Raw genomic sequence first — 10,362 nt, 5'->3', positions numbered from 1 at the left:
AGGCCTCGCAGCCGCCCTCGCGGATGCGCTCCTCGTCGCCCTTCATGGCGAAGGCGGTGATCGCGATGACGGGGATGTGCTTGAGGTCGTCGTCATCCTTGAGCCACTTGGTCACCTCCAGGCCCGAGACCTCGGGCAACTGGATGTCCATCAGGATCAGGTCGGGACGGTGGGCGCGGGCGAGTTCGATCGCCTCGATGCCGTTGGCGGTCTTGAGGGTGGCGTAGCCATGGGCCTCCAACAGGTCGTTGAAGAGCTTCATGTTCAGTTCGTTGTCCTCGACGATGAGCACCGTCTTCTTCATCACGTCTCGTTCCCGGTGCCGCCGCGCGTCCTTTACGGGACGTTAACCCCACTCCCTCCTCTTGTAAGCGTCAGATGTTGATGAAACGCAAATCCCTTCAACGCGATGAGTCCGGCGAGAGCCTCGCCCTCGACGTCCTCGGGTGGCTCGTCGCGGACGAGGATCGGCTGTATCCGTTCCTCAACGCGACCGGGCTGACCCCCGAGACCCTGCGGGCGAGCGCGCAGGACCCGGCGTTCCTCGCCGGAATCCTCGACCACGTGATGGGCGACGAGGCGGTGCTGATCGCCTGCGCGCGCGGCCTCGACATCGACCCGGCGCGGATCGCGGCGGCGTGGCGCCGGCTCTCGCCGCCCGAACCGGAGGATTTCTGATCCGGCCTATGGCGCGCAGGACTTGTCGGCGGCCTTGTCCATCTCCAGGCGGGTCATGTCGCCCAGGATGGCGAAATCGCCGTAATCGAGCTTGAGCGCGCCGCTGACGCCGTTGTCGTAGAGGTCGAAGGTCAGCGTGTAGATCGGCATGCGCTCGCCCTGCCCCGGCGTGAAGTAGCTCAGCGTCACCGGCCAGTGCGGCACGCCGGCCATCGCGCCCGCGCGCAGGGGCTTGTCGCGGTCGGGCGATCCGGCGTTCGCGGCGTCCGCCGCGCGGCGGCCGATCACCGCCAGCGTGTCGTAGACCTTGCGGCCGTCGTCGGACCCGTCGAACACCTTGGCCGAGAGCGTGGTCTCGCCGGCACGCGCCGCCCGGACGAGGCGGCGCATGTGCAGGCTCGGGAACAGCACCGGCCCGGCGGCCGTGAACTGGTCCTTCTTCGGCTCCTTGAGGCGGACCTTGAAGGCCTCGCCGTTCGCGTCCGCGGTTCCGTCCACGACCGGGCTCGGCGCGCCGTCGAGGACGGTCACCGTCCGGAAGCGGAAGTCGCGGGCCTCGGCCCCCTCGAAGGTGGTGTTGCGCAGGTCCGAGGTGCGGCTGCCGCCCTCGCCGGATTCGAGCACCGTCACCTGCCGCGTCTCCATCGTATAGCCGCGGCAGGCATCGCCGCGGAAGTCGATGACGATGCGCCCGCGCGCGCTCTCGATGGCGCGCGCGCCGCCGCTCGACGCGAGCGCGAGGTCGTAGACCGCCTTGTGGTTGGCCAGGATCACCGCTTCCGGCTTGTCGGGGCCGGCCTTCGCCGGACCGTCGGGCGCCGCCGGGGCCGCGAAGGCCGCGCCGCTCGCGAGGAGCAGGAAGAGGGTCGAGGCGGAACGTGGCATCGTGGAAACTCCCGAAGCGAGAACGACAGGCAACGCGTCGGCCCCGGGAAAGGGGCCGTGCCGGGGCCGGCTCAGCGGTAGCCCGCGGCCTGTAAAGCGAACAGTTCGGCGTAGCGCCCGCCGAGCGCCAGCAAGGCCTCGTGCGTGCCGGATTCGAGCACCCGCCCCTGCTCCAGCACGAGGATGCGGTCGGCCATGCGCACGGTCGAGAACCGATGCGAGATCAGCACCGCGGCGCGCCCCGCGCTGAGGTCGCGGAATCGACGGAACACGTCGTACTCGGCACGGGCGTCCAGCGCCGCGGTCGGCTCGTCGAGGATCAGGATCTCGGCGTCGCGCATGTACGCACGCGAGAGCGCGATCTTCTGCCACTCGCCGCCGGACAGATCGACGCCGCCCTCGAACCGCTTGCCGAGCGGCTGGTCGTAGCGGGCGGGAAGCCGCGCGATCACGCCGTCGGCGAGGCCGCGGACCGCCGCCCGGCCGATCCGCCCGGCATCGTCGCGGGCCTGAATCCACCCGACGGCGACGTTCTCGCCCGCGGTCAGGTCGAAGCGCACGAAATCCTGGAAGATCGCGCCGATGCGGGCGCGCAGCGCATCGAGGTCGTAGGCGCCGAGCGGCAGGCCGTCGAGGAGGATGCGCCCTTCCGTCGGGTCGTAGAGCCGGGTCATCAGCTTGACGATCGTCGTCTTGCCGGCGCCGTTCTCGCCGACGAGGGCGATGGTCTCGCCGGCCGCCAGCGCGAAGCTCAGGTGCCGGACCGCCCAGGCGTCCGAGCCGGGATAGCGGAACCCGACATCCTCGAAGGCGAGGCCCTGCCGGATCGGGTCAGGCAGCGGCGCGGGGCTTTCCGGCGAACGGATCGTGGGTACGGTCTCGAAGAACGAGAACAGGTCCTCGAGGTATTGCGCCTGCCCCGAGATCTGGGTGAAGCCGAGCAGCAGCCCCTCGATCAGGCCGCGCAGGCGCTGGAAGGCGCCGGCCAGGAACGCGAGGTCGCCGATCGAGAAACCGCCGGCGACGGTCCGCCAGACGATGACGGCGTAGGCGGCGTAGTAGGCCAGCGTGCCAAGGGCGGCGAAGGCGCCGCCCCAGCCGGCGCGGCGGATCGCCAGCGCCCGGTTGTCGGCGACGAGCTTGTCCGCCAAGCCGGCGTAGAGATCAGTAATGTAGCCGTTGAGGCCGAAGAGCTTGACCTCCTTGGCGGTCTCGACGCTGGCGCCGAGGTAGCGCAGGTAATCGATCCTGCGGCGCTCCGGCGTGCGCATCCAGGCGAGCCGGTAGCCGGCGCGGGTGAAGTGCCACTCATTGAGGAAGGCGGGCACGAGGGCGGCTGCGATCAGCACGATCAGCCAGGGTGTGAAGACGGCGACGCCGGCGGCCAGCGACAGCAGCGTCACCACCGCCTGGCCCTGCCCGAACACCTGCGCGATCAGGCTGGTGCGGCCGGTGACCTGACGACGTGCCCGCTCCAGCTTGTCCTGCTGCGCAGAGTCCTCGAACTGGGCGAGGTCGAGGGCGGCGGCGTGGCGCATCAGCCTGAGCGAGGCGGCGTTCCCGTAGAGGTCGGCGATCAGCCCGTCGGCCAGGGTGCCCAGGCGCCCGATCAGGTCGGCGAGGATCGCCAGCGCGAGTTCGGCGGCGACGAGGGCGGCCAGCCGCGACAGGTGCGGGTCGGCGAGCCAAGCGTCGAGGCCCATCGGCGTCGGGCGCGGCCGGGCGTGCTCGGCCACGATCGCATCGAGGATCAGCTTGGCGAGCCACAGCATCGCGACCGGCAGGCAGGCGCCGACGAGGCGCAGGGCGAGGCTCGCCGCAAACAGGCGCGGGCTCGCGGCCCGGACCTGCCGGAACAGGGCCGGCAGGTAGCGCAGCGCGCCGAAGCGCGCGCCCAGGCGTCCGACCAAGTGCTGCCGGGCGGTGGCAAGGGCAGCGGCAAGGGCGGCGGCAAGGGCAGCGGTCGGCATCGGTGCGGGTATGAGCTTCGGGCGCGGTGCCGTCGATGCCGAGGGCCGCGCCTGCGGGGTCGCAGGCGGCGCGCCTGTTGACGACCGGCCGGCGGAGGCGGATCGCGCTTTGCCGAACGCGCGAGAAATCCCTATCCTGACATCGATTTAAAAACGGTCCGGACGGGAGGGACGATGCTGAGCGGCTCGGCGATATTGCGGGTCTCCGTGCTGCTGATCGTCGCCGGCTGCCTCGCCGCCCTCATCCAATACCTCCTGCCGCGTCCCGCGCCCGGCCCCGAGATGCCGGTGCCGATCCCGGCGACCGCAACGGTGGCGCCCGCGCCCCGCAGGATCGAAACGCTCCCGGCGCCGCAGCGTTCGCCCGTGGCAGATTCCGTGGCAGATTCCGTGGCAGGTCCCATGGCAGGTCCTATGGCAAGTCCCGCGACGCCCCAGGCGCCCGAGGCCGGCCGCGAGGTGCCCGCGCCGGTGCCGCCGCGCGCGCCTCCCGCGAATCCGCAGCCGGCTCCCGTCGCGTTCACCCCGCCGCAGCTCGCCCAGCCGCCGGAAAAGGCGGCGGCCGCGGCCGCCAACGACACCGCCGGGCCGCGTGCGATGGCGCTCGTCGACCTCAACACCGCTTCGGTGGCGGAGCTGAACGGGCTTCGCGGCGGCGGCAGCATCGGCCGGGCGATCGTCCAGCGCCGGCCCTATGACGCGGTCGATCAGTTGCTGTCGAAGCGCGTCCTCAGCCGCGCGACCTACGACAGGATCAAGGATCAGGTCACCGCACGATAGCCCGGGCGCGCGGCGTCGCCTCAAGCCGGTCGGTGCGGGTCGGCGGATGGAGGGCGGGCGCCCTGTCAGGTGAACGCCGCCGCTCGACAAGGCGGAGCAACCGGCGCGGCCCGCGCCGGTTGCTCAAGCAGGCTCGCGCGGCTTCGCCCACGAACGCCTGCCCCGATCTCTTTCGTTGCGGCATCGTTTTCGACCGCGAACCGTGGGACACGTCGCGGAATGACGCTTAGGGTGGACGCAACGGCGCGCCCGCCGCCGCCCGGCGCCGGCGTTCCGAGATGGTGGCGCGAGGACTTGCGGATGTTCACCCAGACCGGCAGCCCGATCATCCGGGACGACCTCGGCGTCGAGGAGACCACCGAGACCGACAACGTCGTGCGGTGGGACGGCGAGCGCCTCTACGTCGAGCACGACGTCTACCACAACGGCCAGCTCGTCCACCGCAAGTACCGCCGCAACGTCACCGAGCCCGTGGCGCGCGCCCTGCTGGCTGTGGTCAATCGCGCCAAGCAGTAAGCCGGGTCGCCCTGTGCTCCCGCGCCCGCGCGGCGACGCTTTCCCGAGGGCGCCGGCCGCGGCCGGGCGATCACGCCGGCCAGATCGGCGCGCGCTTCTCCAGGAAGGCGTCGATGCCCTCCTCCGCCTCGGCCAGCATCATGTTCCGGGTCATCACCTCGGCCGCGTAGGCGTAGGCCTCATCCAGCGCGAGCCCGGCCTGGCGACCGAGGGCCTCCTTGCCCATCGCCAGCACCCGCGCCGGCTTCGTCGCGATGCGGGCGGCCATGGCCTGGACCGTCGCGTCGAGCGCGGAGGCGGGGACGACGCGGTTGACGAGGCCGATGCGCAGGGCCTCGGCCGCGTCGATCGGTTCGCCGAGCAGCAGCATCTCCATCGCGGCCTTGCGCGGCACGGCCCGCGACAGGGCGACCATCGGCGTCGAGCAGAACAGCCCGATGTCGACGCCGGGCGTCGCGAAGCGCGCGTCGTCGGCGCAGACCGCGAGGTCGCAGGTCGCGACGAGCTGGCAGCCGGCGGCGGTCGCGATGCCGTGGACCTTCGCGATCACCGGCTGCGGCAGCCGCGTGATCGCGAGCATCAGCGTCGAGCAGGCGCGAAAGACCGCGGCGGCCGCCTCGCGGCCGGACCGGGCACGCAGCTCCTTGAGATCGTGGCCGGCGCAGAAGGTGGGGCCGGCACCCTTCAGCACCACGACCCGGACGCCGCGATCCGCAGCGACGGCGTCGAGGGCATCCTGCAGGGCCGCCATCAGACCGAGCGAGAGGGCGTTGCGCGCCGGCCCGCGGTTCAGCGTCAGGGTCGCGATCCCGCCGGCATCCGCGCGCAGGAGCAGCGGCGCGTCGGGGCGTGCGGCCGGCATCGCGGCTGAGGACATCCGGTGGCTCCCGTGGCGAACCTCAGCCTACCACGGAGCCGCCGGGTTTTCAGGGGCCGGTCAGGCCCGGCTCGCCCCCACGGTCAGGTCCCGCGGATCGAGCGGCCCGCCGTCGTAATCCTCGACCTCCAGGTCGATCCGGGCGAAGTCGGCGCCGCCGTGCCACCAGACCACGGGCTGGACCGAGAGCCGGCCCTGGACGCTGCCAAGCGCCTCGGAGAGGCCGGCATCGACGATGAGATGGCGCGGCCCGGCCGCGTCGACACGGCCGGCGAGCGACGCGCCGCGCAGGCCGGGATCGAGCGGCAGCACGGTCACGCCGACCACCGCGAGGCCCTGCCGGATCGCCGGCACGTCGGGCTGGTCGCGCATCAGCAGGGCGACCACGTCGCCTTCGACGAGCCCTTGGTGGAGCGCCCAGCGCGCGTAGCGGTTGCGGCGTTCGCTCGCGGCCGGCGCGGACAGGTGAGCGGACACCGGGCCGAGCGCGGCGCGGTCGTCGATGGCGAGGTGCATGCGGCGTCTGGCCCGGCTCTCGGTGGAAGATCCCGGAATCCGATCTGATCGCCGCGGGTTAACACGCGGCTTCGGCTCCCGGTCGCCCGACGGACCAAGTCGAAACAGGTCCGGCCGGCTCGCCCGCGTGCGCTATGGCGGGCGAAGGCCTCGGGTTCCGGCGTCGCGATCACGAGGCGCGATCGAACCTCGGCGGACGGATAACGCTTAACCGCGGCCCGGCTTTGCCGGATGTCCGGCACACTGAGGCAATCCGCCGGGTCCGGGCCCCCTGTGCCGCGCGCGCCGAACGGCGTATCCGCGTGCTCCAGCGACTCGCCAGAAGCCGCGGACGCCATCGAGGGAACACACGCCATGCGCATCGTCATCGTGGCCGCCGTGCTGGCCGGCAGCCTCGCCGCGCTGCCCGCGTGGGCGCAGATCCGCAACGCGCCGGGGCCGCGCGCGCTCGAGTTCGCGGCCTACGTCTTCGCGGCCGCGAACGTGTGCGGCTACCGCATCGGCACCGACGCCTTCGAGGCGCTGCTCGCCAAGCAGAACACCCGCTCGGCGGACGTGAGCCCGCGCGGGCCCTTCGGCAACCGCGTGCAGACGATGTTCGCGCTGATGTCGAACGACATGGCGCTCAACCGCGAGAAGGCCTGCCTCGCGGTGGCCGGCGAGTACGGCCCCGAGGGCAACGTCGCCAGGAACGTGCTGCTGCCGGCCGGCATCGCGGCGCCGCCTGCCGCAGCCGACAACCCGGCAGCCGAGCCGGCGCCGAAGCCCGCGGAATAGGCGGTCAGGGCAGGCGCCAGGCGATCGGCGCCCGCCCGCGTTCGGCGAGCCACGCGTTCGCCCGCGCGAACGGCCGCGAGCCGGGGAAGTCGCGGGCGCGGTTCAGCGGCGAGGGGTGTCCGCTCTCGAACACGCCGTGGCGGTAGCGGTCGATCAGGGCGGCCCGCGCCCGCGCCTGCGCGCCCCACAACAGGAACACCGCCGGCGCATCGCCGCCGGAGACCGCCGCCACCGCCTCGTCGGCAAGCGTGGCCCAGCCGGCGCGCAGGTGCGCCCCGGCCTTCCCGGCCTCGACGGTGAGCGCGCTGTTTAAGAGCAGCACGCCCTGCCGCGCCCAGGCGGTGAGATCGCCGCGCACCGGCTTTGCCGGATCGACCTCCGCCAGGATCACCTTGAGCGAGGCCGGCAGGCGCCGGGCGCCGACGTAGGAGAAGGCGAGGCCGTTGGCGTCGCCCGGCGTCGGATAGGGGTCCTGCCCGAGGATCACCACCTTCACCGCGGGCAGCGGCGTCAGCGTCAGCGCCGCGAAGATGTTCTCGGGGGCCGGCAGCACCTGCGCGCCCGCCGCGATCCGGGCGTCGATGCGCGCCGCCACCGCCTCCGCGCCGCCGTTCCCGAAGAACGGCAGCGCGAGCCAGGGCGAGCCACCGGCGCGAAACGCGGCGAGCGCCGCCGCCACGGGCGCGTCCGTCGTCGGTGTGGCGGCCATCCCCATGACGCTTCAGCGGGTCGAGAAGGTCTCGCGCACCGCCTTGGCGTTGCGGCGGACCATCGGCCAGATCCAGGCGCCCGAGGCGAGGTAGGCGCCGGCCGGCATCGGCTTCAGCTCCTCGGCCAGCCGTCGGGCGAGGCCGGGCGCGGCGATCGGCCCGGCCGGCGCGTCGGTCTTGGCGTAGACCACCGTCGTGTCCTCGCGCCGATAGGCGGGATCGGGCACCAGGCCGGCGCGGCGGGCGGTGAGGTCGAAGGTGTCGCGCACGAAGCCGTGGACGTGGGCGAAGTGGAACCGCTCGTGCGGCGGCTTGCCGGTGGCGGCCATGTTCGGCACCGCGGCGTAGAGCACGCCGTCGGGGGCCAGCCAGCGGGCGAGCCGCTCCATCACGTCGGCGGGATCGCGCAGGTGCTCCATGACGTGATGCGTGGTGATCACGTCGAAATGCCCAGCCGGAAAGCGGTCGTCGCCGGCATCGTCCAGCACCGCGACGCCGTGATGCGTGCGGGCATAGGCCGCGTAGTCGCGCCCCGGCTCGACGCCGACCGCCTCGCAGCCGCACGCACGCGCCGCGGCCAGGAACTCGCCCGAGCCCGAGCCGAAATCGAGGACGCGGGCGCCCGGCACGAGCTTGGGCGCGAGCAGTTCGGCCCGGAACGCCGCCTCGCGGGCGGAACGCTTGAGGTGGACGCGGGGCGGGCCGCCGGCGAAGGCGAGCTGGTAGTCCGCGCGGTAGGCGTGGGCGTAGTACGCGGCGAGCTCGGCCGGCGTCGGCATCGGGTCGGTGCGGATCAGGCCGCATTCGGCGCAGGCGATCGACTTCAGGGTCTTCAGCCGCCGGTCGGTCTCGGCCACCGTGACGCTGTCGCGCGAGCCGCACAGATTGCACGCGGTCGGCGCGCCCGTGTAGGGGTAGCCGGTGAACGGCATGAAGTGGTTCAGGAAGTAGCGGGGAGACGGCATGTCGCGCTCGCGTCGGGCGGATCTTCGCTGGCAGGTTTCGTGCTCTAGTTAGATATCCGAGCCCGTACAACCCTCGCGCCGTCGCGCCGCCCGCGCGTGCACCCGAAGCCTCGCCGCGTGCCCGGCGACCACGACAGGAAGCGGCTGCCATGGCCGAGAGCCTCAGCATGAACGAACGCGTCGAAACGGCCTCCCTGTCGAGCGCCCACGCCGTCGAGCCGCCCCGCCCGGCCGGCGCCGGCACCCTGCCGGCCGACCATCCGCAGGTCCGCTGGGGCCGGGTCGGCGTGCTGCTGATGAACCTCGGCACGCCCGAGGGGACGAGCTACTGGCCGATGCGCCGCTACCTCAAGGAGTTCCTGTCCGACCGCCGGGTGATCGAGGTGCCGCGCCTGATCTGGTGGCCGCTGCTCAACCTGATCATCCTCACCAAGCGCCCCGGCCCGAAGGGCAAGGACTACGCGAGCGTCTGGAACAACGAGCGCGACGAGGGCCCGCTGAAGACGATCACCCGCGGCCAGTCGGAGCGGCTCCAGACGCTGATGGGCGACGCCGTCGTGGTCGATTGGGCGATGCGCTACGGCAAGCCGGAGGTCAGCTTGCGCATCCAGGCGCTGCTCGACCAGGGCTGCGACCGCATCCTGCTCGTCCCGCTTTACCCGCAATACGCGGCCGCGACCTCGGCCACCGCCTGCGATCAGGCGTTCAAGGCGCTGATGCAGATGCGCTGGCAGCCGACCGTGCGGGTGTCGCCGCCCTATCACGACGACCCGGTCTACATTCGCGCGATGGCCGATTCGATCCGCGAAGGTCTCGCGAAGCTCGATTTCGAGCCGGAGGTTATCCTCACCTCGTTCCACGGCGTGCCGAAGAGCTACCTGCTCAAGGGCGACCCCTACCATTGCCAGTGCGTCAAGACCGGCCGGCTGATCCGCGAGGAACTCGGGTTCTCGGTCGAGCGGATGCGCACCACCTTCCAGTCGCGCTTCGGCAACGAGGAATGGCTGAAGCCCTACACCGACGAGACCGTGATGGCGCTGGCCAAGTCCGGCGTGAAGCGCATGGCGATCGTCGCGCCGGGCTTCACCGCCGACTGCCTGGAGACGCTGGAGGAACTCGACGGCGAGAACCGCCACTACTTCGAGGACAACGGCGGCGAGCGGTTCGCCTACATCCCCTGCCTCAACGACGGCGACCTCGGCATGCGCGTGATCGAGAACGTGGTGCGGCGTGAGTTGCAGGGCTGGGTCTGATGTCCTGGATCAGCCGGCTCCGCACCTTGCCAAGCTTCGAGGCCGGATTATCATCGCCGACCTGACATCGGGCAGGCCGGTTCCGCGAGGGTGACGAGATGGCGTTCTTTATCGGTATCGCCTGTCCCTGGCTGGTGATCGCCGTGCTCGACATCCTCGGCTCGACCCGGCGCACCAACGAGTTGGCGGCCCTGGGCATCCTGCCCGAGGGGCAGACCACCACCGCGGGTTCGGCCTACCTCTTCGCCGTGCCCGACTGATCCGCCGGTCGCGCCGCGGCCGGCGCGGCCGCATCCTTCACGGCTGCTTCGGCGCGGCGGCGGGTGCAGCCATCGGCTTGCCGTTCTCGTCGAACCGCTGGACCTTGGCGTCGGCGCGCAGCTTCAGGATCAGGTCCTGCTGCGCCTTGCGGATCAGGTGCTGGTCGATCTGCTC

Annotated in this window: 13 protein-coding genes; 6 read left to right on the top strand and 7 right to left on the bottom strand. The window is 72.0% G+C overall.

Translation table 11 applies throughout. The features are described from left to right. On the bottom strand, positions 1-304 hold a 304-nt coding region (locus tag ACFE86_RS18260; protein ID WP_375456740.1), incomplete at its 3' end, for a response regulator. 80 nt (positions 305-384) lie between these two features. Between ACFE86_RS18260 and ACFE86_RS18255 the strand changes: the two genes are divergently transcribed. Then, positions 385-678: a DUF3572 domain-containing protein gene (locus ACFE86_RS18255; protein WP_375456739.1), complete on the top strand. Its 294-nt coding sequence runs from the start codon at positions 385-387 to the stop codon at positions 676-678. A gap of 6 nt (positions 679-684) precedes the next feature. On the opposite strand, the gene ACFE86_RS18250 is transcribed toward ACFE86_RS18255, so the two are convergent. Both ACFE86_RS18250 and ACFE86_RS18245 read right to left on the bottom strand, forming a co-directional pair. Next, complete coding sequence (locus tag ACFE86_RS18250) at positions 685-1,563, bottom strand: cell envelope integrity EipB family protein (RefSeq protein ID WP_375456738.1); 879 nt, start codon at positions 1,561-1,563, stop codon at positions 685-687. 71 nt (positions 1,564-1,634) lie between these two features. Further along, positions 1,635-3,533 carry an ABC transporter ATP-binding protein gene (locus tag ACFE86_RS18245; RefSeq protein ID WP_375456737.1) on the bottom strand — a complete coding sequence of 633 codons (1,899 nt, stop codon included), beginning with the start codon at positions 3,531-3,533 and terminating at the stop codon, positions 1,635-1,637. A 174-nt stretch (positions 3,534-3,707) separates the two neighbouring features. Between ACFE86_RS18245 and ACFE86_RS18240 the strand changes: the two genes are divergently transcribed. Together ACFE86_RS18240 and ACFE86_RS18235 are read left to right on the top strand one after the other, a co-directional pair. Next, positions 3,708-4,313 (top strand): ComEA family DNA-binding protein, encoded by a 606-nt coding sequence (locus ACFE86_RS18240; RefSeq protein WP_375456736.1) that lies wholly within the window; start codon positions 3,708-3,710, stop codon positions 4,311-4,313. A 300-nt stretch (positions 4,314-4,613) separates the two neighbouring features. Next, complete coding sequence (locus tag ACFE86_RS18235; RefSeq protein ID WP_375456735.1) at positions 4,614-4,829, top strand: hypothetical protein; 216 nt, start codon at positions 4,614-4,616, stop codon at positions 4,827-4,829. A gap of 70 nt (positions 4,830-4,899) precedes the next feature. On the opposite strand, the gene ACFE86_RS18230 is transcribed toward ACFE86_RS18235, so the two are convergent. Further along, positions 4,900-5,706, bottom strand: coding sequence for an enoyl-CoA hydratase (locus tag ACFE86_RS18230; RefSeq protein ID WP_375456734.1), 807 nt, complete (start codon positions 5,704-5,706; stop codon positions 4,900-4,902). Positions 5,707-5,766: 60 nt separating this feature from the next. Then, positions 5,767-6,222, bottom strand: a complete 456-nt coding sequence (locus ACFE86_RS18225; protein WP_375456733.1) for an AMP-binding protein — start codon at positions 6,220-6,222, stop codon at positions 5,767-5,769. 354 nt (positions 6,223-6,576) lie between these two features. On the opposite strand from ACFE86_RS18225, the gene ACFE86_RS18220 reads away from it, so the two are divergent. Further along, the gene (locus tag ACFE86_RS18220) at positions 6,577-6,999 is read left to right on the top strand and encodes a hypothetical protein (protein ID WP_375456732.1); all 423 of its coding nucleotides are present in this window, start codon (positions 6,577-6,579) and stop codon (positions 6,997-6,999) included. A 4-nt stretch (positions 7,000-7,003) separates the two neighbouring features. On the opposite strand, the gene ACFE86_RS18215 is transcribed toward ACFE86_RS18220, so the two are convergent. Both ACFE86_RS18215 and ACFE86_RS18210 read right to left on the bottom strand, forming a co-directional pair. Further along, positions 7,004-7,708, bottom strand: a complete 705-nt coding sequence (locus tag ACFE86_RS18215) for a uracil-DNA glycosylase (protein ID WP_375456731.1) — start codon at positions 7,706-7,708, stop codon at positions 7,004-7,006. A 12-nt stretch (positions 7,709-7,720) separates the two neighbouring features. Next, positions 7,721-8,674, bottom strand: coding sequence for a class I SAM-dependent methyltransferase (locus ACFE86_RS18210; protein ID WP_375456730.1), 954 nt, complete (start codon positions 8,672-8,674; stop codon positions 7,721-7,723). Between the two features lie 167 nt (positions 8,675-8,841). Here ACFE86_RS18210 and hemH point away from each other — a divergent pair, with 167 nt between their 5' ends. Both hemH and ACFE86_RS18200 read left to right on the top strand, forming a co-directional pair. After that, on the top strand, positions 8,842-9,927 hold the full coding sequence (gene hemH, locus ACFE86_RS18205; RefSeq protein WP_375456741.1) for a ferrochelatase: 1,086 nt from the start codon (positions 8,842-8,844) through the stop codon (positions 9,925-9,927). Positions 9,928-10,025: 98 nt separating this feature from the next. Further along, positions 10,026-10,187 carry a hypothetical protein gene (locus ACFE86_RS18200; protein WP_375456729.1) on the top strand — a complete coding sequence of 54 codons (162 nt, stop codon included), beginning with the start codon at positions 10,026-10,028 and terminating at the stop codon, positions 10,185-10,187. The last annotated feature ends 175 nt before the right edge of the window (positions 10,188-10,362 follow it).

The organism is uncultured Methylobacterium sp., from assembly GCF_964244095.1.
Lineage (GTDB): Bacteria > Pseudomonadota > Alphaproteobacteria > Rhizobiales > Beijerinckiaceae > Methylobacterium.
The sequence above is the reverse complement of the archived record's forward strand: the minus strand, read 5'-3'. Positions and strand labels throughout refer to the sequence as shown.